The 21,934-nt window shown below is 36.3% G+C and carries 25 protein-coding genes and 1 tRNA gene; 19 read left to right on the top strand and 7 right to left on the bottom strand.

Annotated elements, in window-relative coordinates:
- Nucleotides 1-237: 237 nt before the first annotated feature.
- Together JGH11_RS03540 and JGH11_RS03535 are read right to left on the bottom strand one after the other, a co-directional pair.
- Entirely contained in the window at nucleotides 238-660 is a 423-nt protein-coding gene (locus JGH11_RS03540; protein ID WP_201110186.1) for a helix-turn-helix transcriptional regulator, read from the bottom strand.
- Between the two features lie 216 nt (nucleotides 661-876).
- The gene (locus JGH11_RS03535) at nucleotides 877-1,410 is read right to left on the bottom strand and encodes a hypothetical protein (RefSeq protein ID WP_201110185.1); all 534 of its coding nucleotides are present in this window, start codon (nucleotides 1,408-1,410) and stop codon (nucleotides 877-879) included.
- Between the two features lie 114 nt (nucleotides 1,411-1,524).
- On the opposite strand from JGH11_RS03535, the gene JGH11_RS03530 reads away from it, so the two are divergent.
- The 18 genes from JGH11_RS03530 (at nucleotide 1,525) to JGH11_RS03445 (ending at nucleotide 12,753) form a co-directional block, all read left to right on the top strand.
- The gene (locus JGH11_RS03530) at nucleotides 1,525-1,737 is read left to right on the top strand and encodes a hypothetical protein (RefSeq protein WP_201110184.1); all 213 of its coding nucleotides are present in this window, start codon (nucleotides 1,525-1,527) and stop codon (nucleotides 1,735-1,737) included.
- A 4-nt stretch (nucleotides 1,738-1,741) separates the two neighbouring features.
- The gene (locus tag JGH11_RS03525) at nucleotides 1,742-1,966 is read left to right on the top strand and encodes a hypothetical protein (RefSeq protein ID WP_201110183.1); all 225 of its coding nucleotides are present in this window, start codon (nucleotides 1,742-1,744) and stop codon (nucleotides 1,964-1,966) included.
- 10 nt (nucleotides 1,967-1,976) lie between these two features.
- Nucleotides 1,977-2,294: a helix-turn-helix domain-containing protein gene (locus tag JGH11_RS03520; protein WP_201110182.1), complete on the top strand. Its 318-nt coding sequence runs from the start codon at nucleotides 1,977-1,979 to the stop codon at nucleotides 2,292-2,294.
- Nucleotides 2,295-2,324: 30 nt separating this feature from the next.
- Entirely contained in the window at nucleotides 2,325-2,654 is a 330-nt protein-coding gene (locus tag JGH11_RS03515) for a hypothetical protein (protein WP_236263849.1), read from the top strand.
- A gap of 136 nt (nucleotides 2,655-2,790) precedes the next feature.
- Entirely contained in the window at nucleotides 2,791-3,267 is a 477-nt protein-coding gene (locus tag JGH11_RS03510) for a VRR-NUC domain-containing protein (protein WP_201110181.1), read from the top strand.
- A gap of 2 nt (nucleotides 3,268-3,269) precedes the next feature.
- Complete coding sequence (locus JGH11_RS03505) at nucleotides 3,270-3,464, top strand: hypothetical protein (protein ID WP_201110180.1); 195 nt, start codon at nucleotides 3,270-3,272, stop codon at nucleotides 3,462-3,464.
- 12 nt (nucleotides 3,465-3,476) lie between these two features.
- Complete coding sequence (locus JGH11_RS03500) at nucleotides 3,477-3,929, top strand: DUF4494 domain-containing protein (protein WP_201110179.1); 453 nt, start codon at nucleotides 3,477-3,479, stop codon at nucleotides 3,927-3,929.
- A 12-nt stretch (nucleotides 3,930-3,941) separates the two neighbouring features.
- On the top strand, nucleotides 3,942-4,142 hold the full coding sequence (locus JGH11_RS03495; RefSeq protein WP_201110178.1) for a hypothetical protein: 201 nt from the start codon (nucleotides 3,942-3,944) through the stop codon (nucleotides 4,140-4,142).
- A gap of 25 nt (nucleotides 4,143-4,167) precedes the next feature.
- A complete protein-coding gene (locus JGH11_RS03490; RefSeq protein ID WP_201110177.1) occupies nucleotides 4,168-5,319 on the top strand; it encodes a DNA polymerase III subunit beta in 1,152 nt (383 codons plus the stop codon).
- 4 nt (nucleotides 5,320-5,323) lie between these two features.
- Nucleotides 5,324-7,843 (top strand): DNA methyltransferase, encoded by a 2,520-nt coding sequence (locus tag JGH11_RS03485; RefSeq protein WP_236263848.1) that lies wholly within the window; start codon nucleotides 5,324-5,326, stop codon nucleotides 7,841-7,843.
- Between the two features lie 38 nt (nucleotides 7,844-7,881).
- Nucleotides 7,882-9,813 (top strand): DNA cytosine methyltransferase, encoded by a 1,932-nt coding sequence (locus tag JGH11_RS03480; protein WP_201110187.1) that lies wholly within the window; start codon nucleotides 7,882-7,884, stop codon nucleotides 9,811-9,813.
- A 6-nt stretch (nucleotides 9,814-9,819) separates the two neighbouring features.
- Nucleotides 9,820-10,086 (top strand): helix-turn-helix domain-containing protein, encoded by a 267-nt coding sequence (locus tag JGH11_RS03475; protein ID WP_201110176.1) that lies wholly within the window; start codon nucleotides 9,820-9,822, stop codon nucleotides 10,084-10,086.
- Between the two features lie 42 nt (nucleotides 10,087-10,128).
- Nucleotides 10,129-11,061 (top strand): hypothetical protein, encoded by a 933-nt coding sequence (locus JGH11_RS03470; protein WP_201110175.1) that lies wholly within the window; start codon nucleotides 10,129-10,131, stop codon nucleotides 11,059-11,061.
- A 194-nt stretch (nucleotides 11,062-11,255) separates the two neighbouring features.
- Nucleotides 11,256-11,396, top strand: coding sequence for a hypothetical protein (locus JGH11_RS03465; protein WP_201110174.1), 141 nt, complete (start codon nucleotides 11,256-11,258; stop codon nucleotides 11,394-11,396).
- Between the two features lie 14 nt (nucleotides 11,397-11,410).
- Nucleotides 11,411-11,677: a hypothetical protein gene (locus tag JGH11_RS03460; RefSeq protein WP_201110173.1), complete on the top strand. Its 267-nt coding sequence runs from the start codon at nucleotides 11,411-11,413 to the stop codon at nucleotides 11,675-11,677.
- Nucleotides 11,674-12,276, top strand: coding sequence for a hypothetical protein (locus tag JGH11_RS03455; RefSeq protein WP_201110172.1), 603 nt, complete (start codon nucleotides 11,674-11,676; stop codon nucleotides 12,274-12,276). The genes JGH11_RS03460 and JGH11_RS03455 overlap by 4 nt, the downstream gene beginning before the upstream one ends.
- A gap of 4 nt (nucleotides 12,277-12,280) precedes the next feature.
- Nucleotides 12,281-12,511, top strand: coding sequence for a hypothetical protein (locus tag JGH11_RS03450; protein ID WP_201110171.1), 231 nt, complete (start codon nucleotides 12,281-12,283; stop codon nucleotides 12,509-12,511).
- 5 nt (nucleotides 12,512-12,516) lie between these two features.
- Nucleotides 12,517-12,753, top strand: coding sequence for a hypothetical protein (locus JGH11_RS03445; RefSeq protein WP_201110170.1), 237 nt, complete (start codon nucleotides 12,517-12,519; stop codon nucleotides 12,751-12,753).
- Between the two features lie 289 nt (nucleotides 12,754-13,042).
- Here the strand turns inward: JGH11_RS03445 and JGH11_RS03440 are convergent.
- Nucleotides 13,043-13,114, bottom strand: a tRNA-Arg gene (locus JGH11_RS03440).
- A 68-nt stretch (nucleotides 13,115-13,182) separates the two neighbouring features.
- Nucleotides 13,183-15,003 (bottom strand): LTA synthase family protein, encoded by a 1,821-nt coding sequence (locus tag JGH11_RS03435; protein WP_201110169.1) that lies wholly within the window; start codon nucleotides 15,001-15,003, stop codon nucleotides 13,183-13,185.
- Nucleotides 15,004-15,328: 325 nt separating this feature from the next.
- Here JGH11_RS03435 and JGH11_RS03430 point away from each other — a divergent pair, with 325 nt between their 5' ends.
- Entirely contained in the window at nucleotides 15,329-15,958 is a 630-nt protein-coding gene (locus tag JGH11_RS03430) for a biopolymer transporter ExbD (RefSeq protein ID WP_201110168.1), read from the top strand.
- A gap of 86 nt (nucleotides 15,959-16,044) precedes the next feature.
- Here the strand turns inward: JGH11_RS03430 and JGH11_RS03425 are convergent, their stop codons facing one another.
- The 3 genes from JGH11_RS03425 to kdsB all read right to left on the bottom strand — a co-directional run bounded on the left by JGH11_RS03425 (nucleotide 16,045) and on the right by kdsB (nucleotide 21,816).
- A complete protein-coding gene (locus JGH11_RS03425) occupies nucleotides 16,045-20,292 on the bottom strand; it encodes an acyl-CoA dehydratase activase-related protein (RefSeq protein WP_201110167.1) in 4,248 nt (1,415 codons plus the stop codon).
- On the bottom strand, nucleotides 20,292-20,939 hold the full coding sequence (locus tag JGH11_RS03420) for a TetR/AcrR family transcriptional regulator (RefSeq protein WP_201110166.1): 648 nt from the start codon (nucleotides 20,937-20,939) through the stop codon (nucleotides 20,292-20,294). Before JGH11_RS03420 ends, JGH11_RS03425 begins: the two co-directional genes overlap by 1 nt.
- Nucleotides 20,940-21,069: 130 nt before the next feature.
- On the bottom strand, nucleotides 21,070-21,816 hold the full coding sequence (kdsB, locus tag JGH11_RS03415) for a 3-deoxy-manno-octulosonate cytidylyltransferase (RefSeq protein WP_201110165.1): 747 nt from the start codon (nucleotides 21,814-21,816) through the stop codon (nucleotides 21,070-21,072).
- Nucleotides 21,817-21,934: the final 118 nt, after the last annotated feature.

Raw genomic sequence — 21,934 nt, 5'->3', positions numbered from 1 at the left:
ATTTTCTACACAGCCAATAAATAATAATGATAAAATAGAAAATGTAATTGTAATCAACTGTTTCATAATATTTGAATTAAAATTTACTTAACATTTCTCGTGAATATTTTACATAAAGCACAAAATTAACATAATATTTGAACGTTAATATTAAATTTAACACAAATATCTTAAGTAAGTCATATTCTAGTCTTACCTTATTTAAGATATAAGGCTAGGAGGGATGTTTACGAATTTTTAAGAACCCGTTTGTTTGTAATGTATTTTATTTTCGTCAAGGATTCCCTTTAACCGTCCTATTTCTTGATTGAGATTACTTATTTCACGATCTTTCTTTTCTATAGTATCTTTTAGATCGGCTATTTGTTCACGCAGCAACGATATAACATCGTTGTTCATATACGAAGCTTGCGGCTCAGATACTTGCATATTCTCAGATATGTTCTTTAGCATATTTCCTTCGTCATCAAAAAGCCACGATTTGTTAATTTGTGGAAACTTATCAAGAATTTTATACAAGACTCCAGAACCAACGCTATATCCATCCCTTACCCAATTATTTACGGCCTGACGGCTTTCTCCCATTATTTTTGCAAATTCAATATTAGAGTCATTGCAAAAATCTTCTCTTATTTTTTTTATCTTCTGATTTATTGTCATTGTACATAAATTATTTACATTTGTATTGTTGTTTCATTAAAAAAAATGATGTTATGAATAGTGATCCAGTTAAGGTAGAGGATAAAACGATCCGGTTATTGGCGTATATTATAGCCCTACTGCTTGGATTACTAATATTTACTATTATAATTTCTGTAGATGCTATAAAGGAAAGAATAGATACATTACAAAATACTATTGAAAAAATCGAAAACATTAAATCAAATCATTCTTAGTGTAAATACCTTTATTTGCATTATCTGCAATTATTACACCCACCTTGTTAGAATCAACATCATAATACAATGAGCCGCAACGGGGGCATTCGTGAGAATGTCTTGCATACAAATTCGCCTCAATTAATGGGGTTTTATCTCTGGGGCAATTAGCTTTTAAATTGGTTAATGTCACCTCATCCGGGGTTAAATTCCATTTCCAAGTCCAATATATTCCATTTATCATATCACTTGTGTAATTTCTATATGGGAAAGCATTTTTCATGTCTGTTTTGCCCATTTTTATAATAAGATATATAATAAATGATAGCATCATTAAAAAAATAATAACCCACCATAGCCGTAATTCAATATTGAGAAACCATATTAGACCATACCATATAGTTTTAACAACGTCAGCAATAAGGGTAAATAATGGAACTTCCTTAACCCAATCGTAAATCAAAGAGCCTATCACAAGTGTAATAACAGGGAGTACAATCAGGGTTACAATTTTATTTTCAAATATTTTCATAATTATTAAATAAAGTTAAACGTACATAATATATTTACTTATTGTTTTTATTGTGTAAATAATTTATTTACGTTTGTATTCGTAATACGATACGAATAACAAATATAACTAATTATGAATACAGTAAAAGCAGAAAAGATTCAAAAAACATCATGGACTGATACCATTCGGAAAATGGAAGTAGGTTCTGTATTGGAGTGTACTCTTTATGAACGCCTACAGGCCGCGCCTCGCATAACTGAATACAAAAAAGAAAATCCTATTGCAGAATTTAGCAAATGGGAGAAAATAGGAGAGGATTTGTATAGGATAATCCGTAAAAACTAAGACAATGGATGCTATAGGGATGAATGAAGCCAAACAAATACTAAGGGAGGCAAACATCGGTTCCGTTGTGAACTGCATAGGAATCTCCATTACTATCCTAAGCTCAAAAAAAGATTGTAACGGATGCCTTTTCCGGACAGAAGATAAAGCTAATAGTTGCCGATTCAGGGAATCATGTTTCGCGCATAAGCGTCCGGATCGTGAATCAGTCATATTCAAATCGAAATAAAACCTACATAATGGAAAATCAAATCATTTTACAAGGAATGCGCAAAGAGGACCTTATTGAAGGGGTTGCGGATGAGGTTTTTAGGAAGGTTGCGGAATATCTCAAAGAGATCAAAGCTCCTGAGAGAATGATGGACCGTAAAGAGGCGGCGGCTTATCTGAATATCAGCCACCGCGCTCTGGATGATCTGACAAAGAACGGGAAAATAAAATACTCAAAGATAAACAGTCTGGTAAGGTTTAAACAGTCGGAACTGGATTCGTTTATTGCCAAAAATGAGGTAGACATGAATAGTTTGCATAAGGCAAACAAAAATAAGCGATTTTAAAGCGATTTCCGGAAAGATACTCATAAAATAATGCAAGATATAGGCTCTCCGCCGAAAGCATCTAAAATCAAAAATCAGACAAAAATAACTATCAATATGGATCACAATAATTACAGAGGGATTTACTATCAGAATCTTAAATATTCCACAAAGGAAATAAACGCAAACTTTAAGATTAAGGTAAGCGGAGAAAGCAACGGGCGGAAAGTTCACAAGCTTGTAGGCGTTAGCGGCCTTGTTGATCTGGTTGGAGATAATGACTTAGTTAATACCCTTTTGAAAAAGGCATTTAATAAAGGTTTGGATAAAGTTGAGCATAAATTAAGGAGGGGACTTAAAGTAACATTTTATGCTTGTTGAACTATGAGAAAGACTATTGAAAGAAACCTCTGGGATATCCTCCTGACAATATTACTCTTTATTTCTATCGCTTTAGCCGTGCATAGCTGCGTACAATGCGAGAGCCGCCTAAAACAACTAAAGGAGAGTAAGGAGTATGACATTCCGAACATCCGCAAATAAATGTAAGTGCGGGACTCCGGCTCTAAGAGGTAAAGATGTTTGTCTGTCCTGTTTTGTAAAGCAAGATGAGGCGACACAGCGAAAAAAGCCGGGACATGAGGAGGATGATATACAAGAGGCGTTTTTTACTCCGGCCCGGATCATATTCCCAAAACTCGGAAAATTACTTATAGCCATCCCGAACGGAGGTAAAAGAGACAAGCGGGAAGCGGCCCGGCTGAAAAAACAAGGAGTTACGCCGGGAGCATCGGACATCCTTTGCTTAGTACCGAATGATAAATATAACTATTTGTGCCTTGAAACCAAGACAGAGACGGGGACACAATCAGACGAACAAAAAGAATTTCAAAAACAAGTAGAGGCCGCCGGAGGGCTATACCTGATCTATCGGTCTGCGGCGGAAGGGATTGAGATATTAAAAGACTATTTATCAACTTCTAAATATAAATAACGATGAGAAAAAAAGAAAAATGGATGTTCAAAGGTGCTATTGTATTGGCGAACGGGAAATTAGGCACAATTGCCAGAATGCAAGAGAATGAGCTTAACGGTGTGGAATATGTGTACTACATCTTTGTGAAATTGAACGGAGCTAAATCCGCAAGGCCTTACCATCCTAATGACATTCAAGAAGCAACTAACCCTTAAAAATTAAAAATTATGCAAAATTGGTTTGAATGTGGTATCAAGTATGAGAAAACACTTGAAAGCGGAATGCAAAAGAAAGTAACAGAACCTTACTTAGTCGATGCACTTTCTTTTACTGAGGCTGAGGCCCGGATCATTGAAGAAATGAAGCCTTTTATTTCCGGAGAGTTTACGATCTCGACAATAAAAAGAGCGCGGTTAAGTGAATTGTTTTTCAACGATAACGGGGACCGCTTTTTTAAGGCTAAAGTCTTGTTTGTAACACTTGATGAAAAGGCCGGGACTGAAAAGAAAACTCCGGTTTATATGTTAGCTCAGGCAACGGATATAGATGAGGCGCAAGCCGTAATCAAAAAAGGAATGGAGGGGACACTTGCAGACTATGAGATAGCTGAGGTTAAAGAGACAAAGATCATGGATGTATTTCCTTATGCTGAGGAAGAAAAGAAAATAGTATTAATCTAAATATATAACACAATGGGAAGTAAGCTAATACCTACGAATGCCGATCATGTAGCCTCAGAATTGGACGCTGCATATATATCAAATGAAGAAATAGCGGAATATTTATCCGCGCTCCCCCCTTATGAATTAAAGGACCTCTTTTGTGATATGGTAGGCGTAAACCATCACACGCCGAAAGATGAGTTAATGAAATTACTCTCTGAGAAAATTTAGTAAGAATATCGTAAGAAAAATAACTATGGAAGAAAAAATAATATTTAAGGTGTCAAAGAATAAACTACTGCACCATCTACAAAGAGTCAGTAAAGCCGTATTAGACAAATCGACACTTCCGGTTTACACATATATATTGTTCGAATTAGGCAGCAATAAAACGCTGCAACTCACAGGAACAACAACAGAAATACAAATTGAAACATCACTGGAGGTTGTTGAGGTGGATAGTTCGTTAAGGTTTTGTGTAGATAAGTCAATAATAAACATATTAAAGACTCTTCCGGAGCAGCCTGTCGATTTTGAAGTAACAAGAGTTCCTGATCCGGCTGACAGCAAAAATGCAAGTGTTACCATTGCATTATCCCACTCTACAGGTAACGCTATCATCCCCGGTATGGATGCAACATACTTCGAAAAGATGAAGGCAGTAACAGGACAATCTTTTAAAATGCCGATAGAATCATTACGCCGGGGGTTAAGCATGACAAAGAAATTTACTGGAACGGATGCACTGAAACCCGCACTAACAGCCGTATTCTTTGACTTAAAAGAAGATCATATAGTTTTTGTTTCCACAAACGGAGCTTATATGTCCCGGTTTAAGGATAATTCGGTTAAATGTCCGGAATGTAAGAGTTTTATATTTGGGCTGAGCGCTGTCAATATAACATCATCACTTATAGAAGGTATTTCGGGTGTAGAAGTTGAGATAATATCGAGTGAGTCGAACGTTTCCTTTTCATTTTTAGAAATAATAGTTACATCCCGGTTAGTTGAGGGTAGATATCCAAATTATAACAGTGTATTCCCACCAAACAACCAAATAGAGATGAATGTGGATAGTAAATATTTATCATCTGTTTTGAATCGTCTGTTAACTGTGGCTAATCCACTGGTAGGATTGATAAAATTAGAATCAGGTATGATAGATTCTACTCTTTCAACTGCTGACGAATTTAGTACTAAGGCAGCAAAAGAATCAATAGACTCCGGGAGTAACATAGAAATAACTATCGGGTTTAGCGGCCCTCAAATGATAGACATACTATCTGTTATAAACGGAAATGCAATACTGGCATTTTCAGCCCCTGAAAGGCCTATCCTCATAAAGCCTGAAAAAGATGAGGAGGAATGTGAATTAACTCTATTATCAATGCCTTTAATGTTGAAATAAGGATATGACAAGAGAACAGGAGTATATCAATTTTCTTTCCTTAAAGATGGCTATCAGTAGCCAAACAGGATTTGATATTGAAAAGAGCGAATTAACGCCTACACTATACCCACATGTAAAAGACACTGTACAATGGGCTATAAAGGGCGGATGTAGGGCTATATTTTCGTCTTTCGGGTTACAAAAAACTGTAACCCAACTGGAAATAGCAAAGCAGATAATTGCGCACAAAGGAGGTAAGGCCCTCATCGTATGTCCTAAGCGTGTAGTCATAGAGTTTAAAGCTCAGGCAAAAGAACATCTTAATATGGATGTAACTTATGTAAGATACATGACAGATGTAATAGACTGCAAGACGGATATAATGATAGCCAACTATGAACGTGTACGCGACGGAGATATAAAGCCGGATTACTTCATTATGACATCGCTCGATGAGGCTTCTGTATTACGGGACTACGGGACAAAAACATATCAGGAGTTTCTTCCTAAATTCTCTCCGGTTCCATATCGTTACGTTGCTACAGCTACACCATCGCCGAACAGGTATAAAGAGTTAATACACTATGCCGGGTATTTGGGAATCATGGATACCGGACAAGCCTTAACCCGCTTCTTTAAGCGTGATAGTACAAAAGCTAATAACCTGACATTATATGAACACAAAGAAGAGGAGTTTTGGTTATGGATGTCAACATGGGCGTTATTCCTTACAAAGCCGTCTGATCTTGGATATTCTGATGAAGGATATGAGTTACCGGACCTGATAGCACATGAGGAAGTTGTAAATGTAGACAATGCGACTGCAGGTGTAAATAAGGACGGACAGGTTAAAATGTTACGGGAAGCCTCAACAAGGGATTTCAGAGGAAAGGCGAAAGAACGCCGGGATAATTTAGATGCAAAAGTAGATCGAATAGTCGAGATACTGAACCGTCCGGAAAACAAAGACGATCATTTCTTAATATGGCATGACTTAGAAGCTGAACGACATGCCATCTGTAAAGCTGTTCCCGGATGCAAAGCCGTATATGGTACGCAAAAGGATGCAGAGGCTGATATTATCATTGACGACTTTAAAAATGACCGTTTAAAATATCTGGCTGCAAAGCCTTCTATGCTAGGCGAGGGATTGAACTTTCAATATCATTGCCATAAAGCGATAATGATAATTGATGATAAGTTTCACGATAAGTTTCAAGCTATACACCGTATTTGGCGTTTTATGCAAAAACATAACGTACATCTATATCTGGTATATGCTGAATCTGAAAATAAGATTTATCAGGATTTCATATTGAAATGGGAACAACACAATAAGCTCGTGGATAATATGGCTGAAATAGTACGTAAATACGGGCTTTACGGCTTAGATGCACAAGAAAAGATGATGCGATGGATGTTTGCAAGTCGTGAAGAATATAAGGGAACGGACTTCGTATCTGTAAATAACGATTGTGTTTTAGAGGCCTTCAAAAAGCCGTCCAATTCTTCCGGATTGATAATTACTTCTATCCCATTCTCTAATCATTACGAGTACACGCCAACATATAACGATTTCGGACATAACCTCAATAATGATAAGTTCTTTCAGCAAATGGATTTCTTAACTCCGGAGATGTACCGGATTTTGCAACCGGGCCGCCTTGCCTGTATCCATGTTAAGGACCGTGTATTATTCGGAAGTGCTACGGGTACAGGTATGCCGACAATCGATCCTTTCCATGCTATTTGTATTTTCCATTATATGAAGCACGGATTTGAATTTATGGGAATGATAACCGTTGTGACCGATGTAGTAAGGGAAAATAACCAGACTTACAGGCTCGGATATACTGAGATGTGTAAAGACGGCTCAAAAATGGGTGTCGGTTGTCCTGAATATGTACTATTGTTCCGCAAGCCGCAAACGAATAAAAGTAAAGCCTATGCAGATATTCCGGTAATAAAGGATCCGGAATCATATTCTTTGGCACGATGGCAAGTAGATGCGCATGCCTTCTGGAAATCGTCCGGAAATGCATTATTGACAGCAGAGCATATTGCCAACATGAAAATAGATCAGGTGCGGTTACTATTCAAAGATTTTGACCGGAACAATGTATATAATTATGAACGTCATGTTGAGATTGCCGAAATGATGGATAGAATAAATATTCTACCCCGTACATTTATGGCTATCGATCCGACAACAGAGCATCCGATGGTATGGGATGATGTGGCCCGGATGAAAACACTTAACACCCGCCAAACGCAACAGAATCGCCAAAATCATATTTGTCCGTTACAGTTGGACATTGTAGACCGTTTGATAGACAGATATAGTAATGAGGGGGATGAGGTATATGAACCTTTCGGGGGCATTGGTACAGTTGGTTATTGTGCTTTAAAGAAAAGGCGCAAGGCTTTCCTTTCAGAACTTAATTATGATTATTGGTTTGATGGATTGGGTTACATGCGCGAAGCGGAAATGAAAGTATCTGCACCGACATTATTTGATTTAATGGAAATGGAGGCGGTATGAAAAATAGCACAATACTCAATCCTATTGCATTGTTAAATATGATTGTCCTTTTGGATAAGCTTGTAAATGAAGGAATAGAGATATATTATATTGATCTGTTTTGCGGGGCCGGAGGAACCTCAACCGGAATAGAACTAGCAACCGTAAACGGTCGGAAGGTAGCAAAAGTTATTGTTTGTATAAACCATGACAAAAACGCTATAGCAAGCCATTTCGCCAATCATCCGGACGCTTTACATTTTACTGAGGATATCCGGACGCTCGATCTTTCTTTAGTTATTAGCCTTGTTAAAAAAATACGGATGAGGCAACCGGATGCAAAGATCGTACTTTGGGCCTCCCTAGAATGTACAAATTTTAGCAAGGCAAAAGGCGGCCTCCCTCGCGATGCTGATAGTAGAACTTTAGCAGAACATTTATTCAGATATATTGCGGCTATTGATCCGGATTATATACAGATTGAAAACGTTGAGGAGTTTATGTCGTGGGGAGACTTGGACGAAAACGGAAAGCCTATTAGTAAAGATGCCGGACGGTTATTTAACAAATGGGTGCATGATGTAAAGTATTTTAATTCTAAAGATGCAAAAGCTACTTATCAATATTCACATAGGATACTTAACTCCGCCGATTATGGAGCCTATACTTCCCGTAAGCGTTTCTTTGCTCAGTTTGCAAAATACGGCCTCCCTATTGCTTGGCCGGAGCAAACACATAGTAAGGAGTTAAAAAATGATTTGTTTTCCAATCTGGAGAAATGGAAGCCTGTAAAAGAATGTTTAGATTTTGCCGATGAGGGAGAGAGTATCTTCAATAGGAAAAAGAATTTATCTGAAAAGACATTAGAGCGTATATATGCCGGACTCATAAAGTTTGTTGCCGGAGGTAGAGATAAATGGTTACTAAAATATAACTCTGTAAACGGAGTAACAGGCAAACATAATCCTCCGGGAATAGATGAGCCATGCCCTACTATTGCAACTCAAAGCAGATTAGGAGTTATTCAGACTACATTTTTATCTAAATATTTTAGCGGACATCCGGAAAGCAAAAACCAGAGCATAGAGTCTCCCTCCGGATCAATAACGACAAAGGACCATCACTCTGTTATAACGACAAATTTTGTATCGAAGTATTACTCCGGGAAACCAGATCAAAAGAACTATAGCGTTGAGGAACCGGCTCACACGATCCGCACAAAAGACGGTCAGGCCTTGATAACGTCAAAGAGCTTTTTATCTGCCTATTATGGTAACGGGCATAATACATCGGTAGATAGTCCATCATCAACTATTACGACAAAAGACAGGCTATCTTTTATAAAGACCTTTATAGTAAACAGCTATTCCAACGGAGGGCATCTAGGAGATATAAACAATCCTTGCGCCGCTATAACTACAAAGCCGAAACAAAATCTTATTTGTTGCGAAAATTGGCTAATGAATACCAATTTTAATAATGTCGGTAGCTCCCTGGATGATCCCTCTCCGGTAATAACTGCAAATAGGAAATATCATTATCTGATGGATGCGCAATATAGCAGAATAGGCCGGGATATAAACGAACCATGTTTTACGCTGATTGCACGGATGGATAAAACCCCTCCTTACTTCATTTCAATAGAAAACAAAGAAACGATTTGCATTTATGATCCTTACTTCTGGATTTATGAAACGGTAAAAGAAAGGCCCGTCTTTATATATGCGGATATAGACTCTCAATGCCCTATACTTTACAAGATATATGCTTTTATGGCTTTGTATGGCATTGTAGATATAAAAATGAGGATGCTGAGGATACCGGAACTAAAGCGTATTATGGGATTTCCGGAGGATTATGTTTTGATCGGTACGCAAGCCGAACAAAAAAAGTATATCGGGAATGCGGTTGAGGTTAAAACGGCTAAGGCCTTATGTGAGGCAAATGCTAGAGAATTATTGAGATTAGGAATATTAAAAATAGCAGCATAGACAATCATGGATGAGAATATAACAATTCCTATGAAAGAATGGAATAAGGCTCAAAGTATCCTTATCGATATCCAAGAGAAACTAACTAAGCTACTCAAAGATAAAGAGAGTGAGTTTTTAACTCCTAGCGAAGTGTGCAAGATGTTGAGGATTAGTCGAAATACGTATCAAAGATATGTAAAGAAGGAAATTATAGAGCAAACGAAAATCAAAGGCAAAGCGTATGTAAAACGGTCGGAATTAGAACGATTAATAGAGGACGGTAAATTATAAATGATAGACTTTATCACATTGGTTAAAACTCATTTGTCAGATATGGAAATTAAATCTATTGTAGACAAAAACCGTCTGCAAACTAACTCAAAAGACGGCCTCCCATATTATGATAATTCCAATACAAAGAACTTTTCACAGGATCAGGGAATATATATCCTCATTGATACTAACGGAAAGTTGAAGGTAGAGGGGAGCTTGCATAAATACTACAATGAGATAAACGGCCGGGACCGGAATAACTATAATCAGTTTTCCATGTCGGAGGCAAAGAAAGCCATTAATCAACTATTGACGGATAAAGGGATCGATGAGGATAATTTGAGAGTCTATAATTATGAAATAGGGCTTAATCTGGATGTATCTAAAGATTGCCGCGCGTATATGGATAAGATGATAGATATAGGCCCTCCGGGAGACGAACGGAAGCTCTATGTAAATGCGCGCTATAAGGATGAACGGGTTAAAACTACAATCTTTCATAAGCATACCCGGAAATATTTTAAAGCATATGACAAGGTATTTGAGGGGATGGATAAGAAAAGAAAGATTATTCCGGACTCTAAGATATTAAGGCTTGAAACGGTTTACAGACGGCTAGATAATTGCTTTGTGGCTGATTTTTTTAACCGTGATAAACTTTATAATATGTTGGAGGCCTTTTTCCGGGATTGGAGAACCCTCCATTTTGAACGGGATATTATCACTCCGAAAGGAACGGGCCGCGCGCGTCAATATTTGTGTATGGAGATTATATCGGAAGGGAGGGAAGCCGTATTAAGGAAGGCAAAGGAGCGACACAAAAACGGCTCTCTGAAAGATTGGGAGTATAGAAATATCCGGGAATTTATCAGTAAGGAATGGGATGAGATAAAGAAAGATATCACTTTCATTCAAAGCGATGAAGATAAAGAATTTAGGGACTTGATGAGGGTAAATTATACCCTCCTAAAGAATGATGAAATAGACATTTAGCCTAAAATATTCAAAATGCTGTAAATAAACATGTTACAAAATTATAGTAATATAAATGGGTATAAATGGGTAATCTTTTTGTTTTGCCCGGTAACTTATTATAGTAACCGTAACCGCCCGGTAGCTTGTCGTATATTTCCCGGCAGGGAAAGCCGTAAGGCTTCCAAAAGGGAAATCAAAAAACTACTTCCTGTATGAAAAAGATTGTACTCACTATATATCACACGGACGCATCTAAAACACATATTCGATATGCTATAAGATTGCTTTGCAAGATAGCGGGAGTACAAATGATTGAGATAAGAGAATCAGATATACCAGAGATAAAAAAATAACTGATTAATATTTTATGAGTGAGTTAAGAGAAAGTTTAGAAATATATCCTCCTATCGGAATGTATTACCCTGCCAATAGAAAGCAATCATTTACATCAAAAATACAAAGATGTAATGTATGTAACGGATCAGGAGGCAAGTATAATGATGAACATTCCGGACATGAAGGTTATGAGGCCTGTAGGATGTGCGGAGGGACCGGAGAGATACAATGTATTATAAATACTGAGTGGATAGCTATAGGAGAAGTAAAAGAACAATTTAAAAATATCGAAAAATGAAAAGAATAGTAACTAAAGTAATAGGAAGCCCCAATTTAATAAATAATAGGTGGTGTGTGTTGGTCGAATCTAAATACTATAATAAAACCCTATCACATATTTTACCTTTTGATACTGTATCTGAGGCAATCAAAGTACATGAGGGTTATGAGTATATGATTAGTGATATTTTGAGAGAGCCGCCCCAAGCTAGTTTTAAAACTCTCTCTATTCAACAGCCTTATGCCTTGCTTGCGGCAATGGGAGTAAAGGATATAGAAAACAGGAGTTGGAAAACTGATTACAGAGGCCGGATTTATATTCATGCCTGTTCTTTTAGATCAGCCCAAAATATAAAGTATGCTTTGACTTCAGAACAAAAAGAGATTGTAAACCGGAATCCATTGATTTATGATTTTCTGGAGGATAAGGAGTTAATGTATTCGGCTATCATCGGCCATGTTGATCTAGTGGATATCGTTGAGGATAGCTCCTCAATATGGGCTTTGAAAGATCATTACCATTGGAAACTAGAAAATCCGGTCTTATTCGAGAGTCCTTATATCAATGTAAAAGGACAATTAGGTTTTTGGGATTGTAGAGAATATTTGAAAAAGTAAGGATATGGATATTACAAAAGATAATATAGACTTCTCGAAAGCAGAGATAGACGAAATTTTAAAGCAAATGGGATTTTTAGAAGTTGGTCCGAATACTTATCAAAATATAAGTATGGGTGTTATTTCGTTTCCTGAGTGTGATTTGTATGAAGCGGCCCGGCAAATATACCATCTAGGAAAAAGACAGAAATGTAAAGAGGTCGCGGATGTATTAGATTTAAAACAAAATTATTAATAAACATGGGAATAGAAAAAGTTGAGTTGTACATATGTACGTGTGATAATTGCGGATGCGATTATGAAAGTGATGATCTGTATCGTGTATTTGCAGATGAGACAGAGGCTGATGATTTTGTTAGAAATACAGGAGATTGGATAAAGGAAAACGGTAAATATTATTGTTGTGATTGTGCTGAGTTAGATGATAATGGTATTATGGCTATTTCTGAAAATAGAACAAATAAATTTGTAGAATAATAATATTGCTAAACAAACAAGACGAATTAATAAATCATACAGTTATTTTACTCAAATTTTAAATATAAGAGAATTTTATAAGCATTCCTACAACTTATATACCCATAAAAAGAGAGGCCTTCAAATCTAATTTAAAAGGCCTTTTTGTTTGTCTTATGCAAACTATATTTTTAAGTAGCTGATTTAGTGTATTGGAAAATAGTTTTTCAAATAACTCCCCAAATAACTCCCCTGAAATAAAATATACTATATATCTTATTGATATATAGTATAATAGCTCACATCTCTGTGACCCTGGCGGGAATCGAACCCACAGCTAAGGAACCGGAATCCTTTATTTTATCCATTAAACTACAGGGCCATAAGCGACACAAAAGTATAAAATTAATTTCAGCTTTTAAATAATATATATTGAAAAAGAAGAAAGCGTCATCTACTTCCTAAATCCAGATACATATTTTGGAAAAATACCTTAGCTTCCTTTTCTAAATTTGGATCTCCCGACTGATGAATAATATTACGCTGATCATTATCGTAAGTGACTGTACCTGTAGAATCTGTCATACAGAAGCCATTCACATATGAATAGAAAGCAAATTTTCGCGCATTTATATTTAACATATTTTTACTAAACTTAAATTCTGTATGATTAACCTTCAATTGAGATAAAAGTGTTGCAGCCAAATCATTTTGGGATCCATAATCTGAAATAACTTGGGGCTCTTTTACAGCACCTCCGATCCAGACCAACGGTATATGGAATCGTTGAGGTTCGCTATTATTTACCCCTTGAGGATATGATTGCATTGCATGGTCAGCAACAAATATGATCAACGTATTTTCCCATAGCTCAGTCGCCTTCAGCTGCTCTATAAAATTCCCTAAACACTCATCGGTATATGATACTGCATTAAGAAATGGGTGATCAAACTTGGTTACAGGAACATCAAATGGTTCATGACTGCTTAATGTTAAAATTGTTTTAAAGAAAGGGTTTTTCTGATCCTTTGTTGTCAAATCATGATACACTCTTTCTATAAGATACCTATCTGGTGCTCCCCATTTAGTCATACGCTCACTTAGCGGAAAGTCCTTATCTGAAACAACATCCTTTATACTGCAAGCCCCCATAAAATAGGAACGCATATTGGCAAAATCAGCATCACCTCCATAATAGAATGATAGATTATCATAGCCTGCATCCTTCAATGCTTTGGGTATTGTAGGCAAATTTTCCGTTTTCTGTGGATATTTCATTATTGCAGTAGTCGGATGTGCTGGGTAGCCACTCAATATGGAAACAAGACCACGGTCCGTACGAAAACTATTTGCATAAAAGTGATCGAATAATATACCTTCTTTAGCAAAACGGCTCATATTAGGAGCAACAACGGAGTCTAAAGCCACATCTGCCGAAAAACTTTCAAGTATAAATAATATGATATTAGGGCGATCGGTATTTAACAATTCTGAGATACTATCATTATGCGGCTGATAATTTAGCTGTTCAAAAATCTGTACAGCCTCTTCTTTTGGATAGAACTGATACTGAGACGCAAAGTTATCCGATTTAAAGAAAGAATACATCAGATTGAATTGAGGATTGATTGCTGCATGATTCAAAAACATCTGGTCGGTAAAATACACCTTTCCTACATTCATCGTCGATACAGTTACCCCTCCCCTAATTGGTAAAAATAGAGCTCCGGTAAGTAAGAACAAAACAACACCAGTTTTCCATATTGACTTAGGAACTGTCAAACGCAAAATTTGCTTTCTTATAATATATACATATCCTATATATATAACAACAGAAAAAGCAATTGTGGTAAAGAAGCCTAAAAGGATTTGAATAAAAGATGCACTGGCAAAAGTTTCTTTTGGTTTTTGTAAATAAAGAAACACGCTGGAATCGAAATGAAATCCCCAATAAGGATAAACAACTATATCCACTACTGTTATAACAGCTATCAAAGACAAGATAACACAAAAATAGACATTAAACACCTTTGCCATCACCGAAGGTTTAAACCATATAGATGCTATAAGCATAAATCCTGGAATGGCTGTCAGATAGCCACTCATAGATAGATCAAGAGGCAGACCATGATATAAAACATTAAATATATCGGAGAAAGCGATACCTCCGTCAATTGATGAATTCAACAACGAGAAAGCAACCTTTCCTATAAAAAATATCAAAATAAAATAAAAAAAGATAGTAATAAAAAGTAGGATTCTTTGTCTCATTAGTTAAATATCAATATTAAACAATCAGTTATAAATATCAGAATTTTACAGAACCTTACAAAAATATTTTAACTAAAAAGTGACAAAGTTATACACTTTTCACTCTGTTTTAGCATTAAATTTATCTTGTGTAGTTTCTGTTCCAATTCTTTCCTATTAAGATACACAATCGCGCTAAAACACAATGAAAGCATCTTGAGAAAATCTTTTATATAAAGCAAAGATAAAGTTTATCACAAAAAATCACGTCTCTTTTATGGAATTTCATACTGAGTTATCTCTATTAAATAAAAAATAGAAGTTCAACCATTAAATAATCAATATTATGGCTAGTATAGATACAAGTGGCGGAGGGAATGGCAAAAGAAGCAAACCTCAAAAGAAGATATTAAGAGTAGATTTTACTCCAATGGTAGACATGAACATGTTGCTCATCACATTCTTCATGTTCTGTACCACCCTCAGTATTCCTCAGGTAATGGATATTGCTATGCCTGCAAACGAAGGTAGGCAACCTATACCGGGATCTAAATCTGTAACTGTAATTTTAGGAGAGCAAGATAAAATATACTATTATGCAGGAGTAGCCGATTATGAAGACTATGCTTCTCTGAAAGAAACCAATTATCTAGGATTACGGGAAATGTTGTTGGAGCGTAATAATACAGTTGCCTCTAAAATTCAAGATTTGAAAAAGAAATTCTACAAAAAAGAAATTGACGATAAATCATTCAAATCATTGGTATCTGAAGCTAAAAGATCTAAGGAAGGACTCAATGTTGTAATTAAAGCTACAAAAGATTCAAATTATAAAAATCTAGTAGATGTTCTTGATGAAATGCAAATTTGTGGTGTTGATAAATATGCTATCATAGATTTGGAAGAGGGAGACAAATTTTTGATGGAAAACCTTAAGACAAAAGGCTCATTAACGGCTATGGCTAAAAGGCCATGAAGCCGACCTTCATCACTTACTATATTTATTGATAAAAAGGCATAACTCTAATGAGTTATGCCCTTATCATAATATAAAGGCTTTATTTAAATCATAAAATGTAATCGGTTCTGTAAATTCACTTCTGCAATGCCGCCATCTATATCCAAATACAATATATTCATATGAGGATAAATCTCTTTAATCCGCTTCTCTACTCCTTTAGCTACTATATGATTGGCTATACAACCAAATGGTTGGAGGCAAACCACTTTATTCACTCCTTTACGTGCGTAGTGAGCTATTTCACCGGGTATCAACCATCCTTCTCCAAACTGGTTAGATAAATTTAACACCTCCGATGCAGCTTCAGCTTTAGCATAGATAGACTCCGAAGCTTCATAGAATTTGAACTTGCTGAGTATTTTCTCAGACTTCTTTACTTTGCTATTAATATACCACCAGATTAGAGGTTTTAATGTTTTAGAAAAAATCGATTCCTCATCCAAACCATTCTCAACATTAACCTTACTATTAACAAAAAACTGCATAAGAAAATCGAGAAGTGGCGGAGTGGAAACTTCCACATTTTTACTTCGAAGCCATTCTGTTATATTTGACTGTGCATAATTATTATACTTCACAAAGATCTCACCAATAAGACCAACTTTAGAATATTCCTTATCAAAGATCGGTATATTATTAAAATCCTCTACAGCTTCTTTCAATAAGCGATACAAAGTCTTAGAATCATTAGCCCTAACAGCATCGATACCACGTTCGATATAAAAATCAAAAACCTCTAAAGATGCTCCCTCTTTTTTCTCACGAACAGAGATAGCACTATGCATTTGCTGCAAGCCATCTCCATATAATACAAGAGGGATTGCAATTTTTGCGATTTTCTTCCAGTCAAGGGTAAATTCACTTTCCTCATTCTGATATGTATCTCCTGAACTAAGGGCTATAACAGGAATATCATTAAATCCGGCATTCAACAACCCATTTTTAATCTGAGCAATATAGTTTGTTGCACGACATTGTCCTCCTGTTTGTGTGATAGCCAATACAATATCTTTTACATCATAATTACCAGACTGCAATGTATTGATTATATCCCCTAGCACTAGAGTAGAGGGATAGCAAACTTCATTGTTCCCATACATTAAACCCAAGTCGGCTGAAATCTTATTGGACTTAGGTAAGTTTTCGACCTTCAGACCCAGCAATTCTCCAAGAGCCGGAGCAAAAGGAGATATAAAATCGCAAAGCCAAGGAATAAGAATTGTTTTATTCTGATCTTTTTCTTTCTTGTAAGGCACCGAATATCCTTCATACTGTTCGGGTAACACTACATCAGACGACTTCACAGCCTTAAGCGATTCGACCAACGACCGCAGGCGCAAACGTATAGATCCCGGACTAGCTATCTCGTCGATACGAAGTACCGTAATATTCTTTCCAACAGCTTTGAGAATATCACGGGTTTCGTCCATAAAGAAAGAATCGGGACCACAACCAAACGAATTAAGTTGAATCAACTGTACATTCTGTGGCAGTTTAGCAACTTCCATCGCTGCCTGTACTACACGGTTGGGGTACGACCATTGCGAAATAATATTCAATTTACCAAAACCATGGCTTTCAGGCTTACGAAATACATCATCTGTAAGTACTGTTACACCCAGATCAGACAGAATCTGTCCTACCTTTTGGTGTATCAAAGGATCTGTATGATAAGGACGGCCGGCAACAATGAAAGTAAGCTCACCACTTTCGAGGGATTTATCTAATAATTCTTTCTGATAATCATATAACTCTTTCTTCAACCCATTCTTTACATCTAACGCTTTACTGAAAGCTTTTTCAAATACTGATTTGGACACTCCAAGTCGTGATAGATAATTGAAACATCCTTTTTGCAACGCTTTATCGCTGCTGAATGTAATAACAGGCTCATCGTATGGAATACCATGTCGTCCCAAAGGATCGATTGAGCTCTGAACCACATCAGGATAACCGCTGACTACAGGACAATTAAATGAATTGGATGCCTGACCAAATTCTTTCTCTTCTTTTGGTACTATCGGATAAAAAATACGGTCTACTTTAGATTCAATCAAAGCTAAAATATGCCCATGTACCAATTTCGCAGGGAAACAGATATTATCAGACATCACCCCTCCTACTCCTTTTTGATAAAGAGGAAAAGTAGATTCAGGTGAAAGCCTCACATTAAATCCGCATTCAGACAATAAAGTGTGCCAGAATGGATAATTATCAAACATATTCAAGACACGAGGGATACCGATTGTTCGTCCTTTCTCTATATTCTCTGCATTTACAGGCCTGCTAAATAGTATTTCGTTCTTACGATCAAAGGCATTATATCCTTCTTTACGGTCATTATTCTTGTTGAAGAATACCTTTTCACACTTATTCCCGGCATAACTTATATTGCCATTATTGAATTTAAAACGAAGTACAGAACAAAGATTTGTACAACCTTTACACGTCAGTTCTTTCGAATCTATTGTACTCACATCAAACAGAGCTTCGTTCCCTAAAAAAGAGGTCACGCTTTGTGTCTTCTGCCATAAACGCTGAGAATAAAGGGCCGCTCCTAATGCTCCCATCAACTCAGGGTGGTCAGTAGAACTTACAGTTTTACCTGACAGCATTTCCAATGCTCGATAAATAGCATCATTTCGGAATGTTCCTCCCTGAACTACAATATGATCTCCCAGCATATTCAGATTGGATATTTTAAGCACTTTGAATAAGCAGTTCTTTACAACAGAATATGCCAGCCCTGCTGCTATATCATCATTTCCAGCATTTTCCCTGAGAGACTGCTTTACCTTCGAATTCATAAATACAGTACAACGAGAACCTAAATCGCTCGGATATTTTGCCAGACATGCAGCTCGAGCAAAATCTGACAACTCCATATTCATATTCGAAGCAAAATTTTGCAAAAACGAACCACAGCCTGCCGAACATGCTTCGTTCAACTCTATATTCGAAATCAGCCTATTATTAATAAAAATAGATTTGATATCCTGACCGCCGATATCAAGGACGAATGAAACATCGGGGTCTACATATTGTGCTCCCGAAAGGTGAGCAATAGTTTCCACAATACCGTAATCAAGCCCCAACGCCGATTTCATCAAATCTTCTCCATATCCTGTAGCAGCCGAAGACAAGAACTTTACCTCTACTCCCTTTTCTTTTGCTTCTTTATAGAATAGGTCTAATCCCTCCATTACTTTTTTTAGAGGGTTGCCTTCATTATTTCCATAAAACTTATATACAATATTTGAATCAGCATCCATGACTACTACTTTAGATGTAGTGGAACCAGAGTCAATACCGAGAAAACATTCTACGTATTTTTCCTCTCCTAATTCTTTGAATTGTAAAGCTTTTACATTTCGGTTCGCATCCCACTCTATATATTCCAATTCGTCCTTAAACAATGGCTCTAAAGCATCTGAATGGTTTGATGATGTAGATATACTTAATTTATCGATAAGTTCATTCAACCTAAATTCGACTGGAGAGTCTTCTTTGTATAAGGCAGCACCCCATGCAGGGAAATATTCTCCATTCTCAGGTACTATTATATCGGTCTCTTGCATTTTAAGCACATCCCGGAAAGAATTTCGCAAGGCTGGAATAAATGTCAAAGGGCCTCCGATACATAATATTTTCGGAACTACATCGCAACCTCTGGCCAAAGTTGTTACCGACTGTAATGCAACTGCATGTAATATAGAAGCCGAAATATCTGCAACCGATATATTACGGCTTATTAGATTTTGGACATCCGTTTTAGCAAAAACTCCGCAACGAGAGGCGATAGGATATATTTTATCGAAATCGAGTGCTTTTACCCCTAATTCCTCAACAGATATATTCATCAGGCTCGCCATCTGGTCGATAAATGCGCCGGTACCTCCGGCACAACTACCATTCATACGAATATCAGGATGTTTGCCCTCACTAAAAAATACCATTTTAGCGTCTTCACCACCTAAGTCGATAAGTGTATGAGCCAAAGGATATATATTTTTTACTACTTCAACAGCAGCCACAACTTCCTGTACGAATGAAATGCCCACACGTTCTCCGATTCCCATGCCGGCAGAACCTGATATGTTTACATTAAATGTACTATCCGGATATTCTTGCTCAACTTTTTGAAGTTCCAATACCAATGTTTGCTGAATATTGGCTTGATGACGACAGTAGGATTTGTAAATTATTTGTAAGTCATTATCTAAAACCACAATTTTTACAGTTGTCGATCCTACATCGATTCCCATTTTATATTGTTGTTCTTTGCTCATTATTGCGTAGTTTTATTTGTATTATTATCACAAGGTTTTAATGCATTAATAGTAAATTCTATTACATATTTCTCATGATTTGCTATCAACTCATTATATATATTTCCGGGAATTTCCATCAAGGTCATAGCCAGATTTCCAAACATAAATGGGAACATACACATCGATAATATATTCAAAAGAAAGTCGGCAGCAGGTGTATCTCTTATGGTACCCTTTGCTATTTCGTCTTCAATACGTTCTTCTATTTTGCTGAAAGAACTGTAAGGATTACGTTTCTTTATACGTTGCGTTAATCCTTCGGGGTTAAGGCTAACCTCATTTAATATAAATGCGGCAATCTGAGGATATTCGAAAAGAAGTTCATAATAAGCATGAATCCAACTTTCTATCAACTCAAAAAATGGAAGATCGGATGTAATCGTATCAAATATTCTTTTGGAAAATACATCCAAAGCTTCTTCAAATATAATCTCAAAAAGATTATACTTCGACTGAAAGTAGTAATTTACCATTGCTACATTAGTGCCGGATGCTTTGGCAATATCCCTCACACTAGTACCTTTAAATCCGTTTTTGATAAAAAGGTCTTGTGCTTCTTTGAGTATCTTGTCCTTTACTTCCAGTGAATTTTCATTATTAAACATGTGTTCTAAACGATTGTTTAATTACAAATATAAAAAAGAATCTTAAATTAAACAAGTGTTTAATAAATCAATTATACGGAACAAGTATATCTCAGACTTTAATTTATAAATGAATCTGATAATTTCAGATTTAGTCGGAAAGCATGGCTATAGCCTTTTCCATATCTTCCGGCGTGTCAATACCGATAGTTTCCACTTCTGTATATCCCACTTTAATCCGATATCCATTTTCTATCCAACGGAGTTGCTCCAATGATTCGGCTTTTTCCAGCAAAGATTGTGGTAATTTAGTTATTTCATTTAACACATCAATACGATAGGCATACATACCTATATGTTTATAAAATATAGAATTGTCGAGCCATTTTGTATGATCTACATCTCGCACATAAGGTATGATAGAACGGCTGAAATACATGGCTTCGTTTCTTTTATTAATAACTACCTTAGGTGAATTTGAGTTAAATAAAGTATCAAAACCATCTTCTTTTCTGAAAGGCTTAACAAGTGTAGCCAATTCTGTATCCCTACTATCAAAACAATTTTTCAAAGCATCGATCTGATCCGGCTGAATAAAAGGTTCATCTCCTTGTACATTTATCACAACATCAAAATCACCCCCTATCTTCGAATAAGCCTCCTGTATACGATCGGTTCCACTTTTATGATTGGATGAAGTCATCACAACTTTACCACTAAAACCGCTGACAACCTCAAGAATACGCATATCGTCTGTAGCAACCCAAACTTCATCGACAGACTTCTTAACCTGTTCATAGACTCTTTGAATCATAGGCTTTCCTTTCATATCTGCTAATGGTTTACCTGGAAAACGAGAAGAAGCATAACGAGCAGGAATAATGGCTATAAATTTCATAATTATGTATACTGATATAGATGATTTCAATTAATGAATTTACAAATTTATAAAATAAACCTATTATAATTTTCTTCTTTGCTCAAACTATTCTAATTTTACATAAATTTCGGAAAAT

Origin of the sequence: Dysgonomonas sp. Marseille-P4677, from assembly GCF_016652235.1 — a bacterium.
GTDB lineage: Bacteria > Bacteroidota > Bacteroidia > Bacteroidales > Dysgonomonadaceae > Dysgonomonas.
This window is presented reverse-complemented; position numbering and strand designations above follow the sequence as displayed.

Coding starts and splice junctions, on each gene's coding strand:
- JGH11_RS03540 (WP_201110186.1), bottom strand. CDS start 660: ATGACAATAAATCAGAAGATAAAAAAAATAAGAGAAGATTTTTGCAAT.
- JGH11_RS03535 (WP_201110185.1), bottom strand. CDS start 1,410: ATGAAAATATTTGAAAATAAAATTGTAACCCTGATTGTACTCCCTGTT.
- JGH11_RS03530 (WP_201110184.1), top strand. CDS start 1,525: ATGAATACAGTAAAAGCAGAAAAGATTCAAAAAACATCATGGACTGAT.
- JGH11_RS03525 (WP_201110183.1), top strand. CDS start 1,742: ATGGATGCTATAGGGATGAATGAAGCCAAACAAATACTAAGGGAGGCA.
- JGH11_RS03520 (WP_201110182.1), top strand. CDS start 1,977: ATGGAAAATCAAATCATTTTACAAGGAATGCGCAAAGAGGACCTTATT.
- JGH11_RS03515 (WP_236263849.1), top strand. CDS start 2,325: ATGCAAGATATAGGCTCTCCGCCGAAAGCATCTAAAATCAAAAATCAG.
- JGH11_RS03510 (WP_201110181.1), top strand. CDS start 2,791: ATGACATTCCGAACATCCGCAAATAAATGTAAGTGCGGGACTCCGGCT.
- JGH11_RS03505 (WP_201110180.1), top strand. CDS start 3,270: ATGAGAAAAAAAGAAAAATGGATGTTCAAAGGTGCTATTGTATTGGCG.
- JGH11_RS03500 (WP_201110179.1), top strand. CDS start 3,477: ATGCAAAATTGGTTTGAATGTGGTATCAAGTATGAGAAAACACTTGAA.
- JGH11_RS03495 (WP_201110178.1), top strand. CDS start 3,942: ATGGGAAGTAAGCTAATACCTACGAATGCCGATCATGTAGCCTCAGAA.
- JGH11_RS03490 (WP_201110177.1), top strand. CDS start 4,168: ATGGAAGAAAAAATAATATTTAAGGTGTCAAAGAATAAACTACTGCAC.
- JGH11_RS03485 (WP_236263848.1), top strand. CDS start 5,324: ATGACAAGAGAACAGGAGTATATCAATTTTCTTTCCTTAAAGATGGCT.
- JGH11_RS03480 (WP_201110187.1), top strand. CDS start 7,882: ATGATTGTCCTTTTGGATAAGCTTGTAAATGAAGGAATAGAGATATAT.
- JGH11_RS03475 (WP_201110176.1), top strand. CDS start 9,820: ATGGATGAGAATATAACAATTCCTATGAAAGAATGGAATAAGGCTCAA.
- JGH11_RS03470 (WP_201110175.1), top strand. CDS start 10,129: ATGGAAATTAAATCTATTGTAGACAAAAACCGTCTGCAAACTAACTCA.
- JGH11_RS03465 (WP_201110174.1), top strand. CDS start 11,256: ATGAAAAAGATTGTACTCACTATATATCACACGGACGCATCTAAAACA.
- JGH11_RS03460 (WP_201110173.1), top strand. CDS start 11,411: ATGAGTGAGTTAAGAGAAAGTTTAGAAATATATCCTCCTATCGGAATG.
- JGH11_RS03455 (WP_201110172.1), top strand. CDS start 11,674: ATGAAAAGAATAGTAACTAAAGTAATAGGAAGCCCCAATTTAATAAAT.
- JGH11_RS03450 (WP_201110171.1), top strand. CDS start 12,281: ATGGATATTACAAAAGATAATATAGACTTCTCGAAAGCAGAGATAGAC.
- JGH11_RS03445 (WP_201110170.1), top strand. CDS start 12,517: ATGGGAATAGAAAAAGTTGAGTTGTACATATGTACGTGTGATAATTGC.
- JGH11_RS03435 (WP_201110169.1), bottom strand. CDS start 15,003: ATGAGACAAAGAATCCTACTTTTTATTACTATCTTTTTTTATTTTATT.
- JGH11_RS03430 (WP_201110168.1), top strand. CDS start 15,329: ATGGCTAGTATAGATACAAGTGGCGGAGGGAATGGCAAAAGAAGCAAA.
- JGH11_RS03425 (WP_201110167.1), bottom strand. CDS start 20,292: ATGAGCAAAGAACAACAATATAAAATGGGAATCGATGTAGGATCGACA.
- JGH11_RS03420 (WP_201110166.1), bottom strand. CDS start 20,939: ATGTTTAATAATGAAAATTCACTGGAAGTAAAGGACAAGATACTCAAA.
- kdsB (WP_201110165.1), bottom strand. CDS start 21,816: ATGAAATTTATAGCCATTATTCCTGCTCGTTATGCTTCTTCTCGTTTT.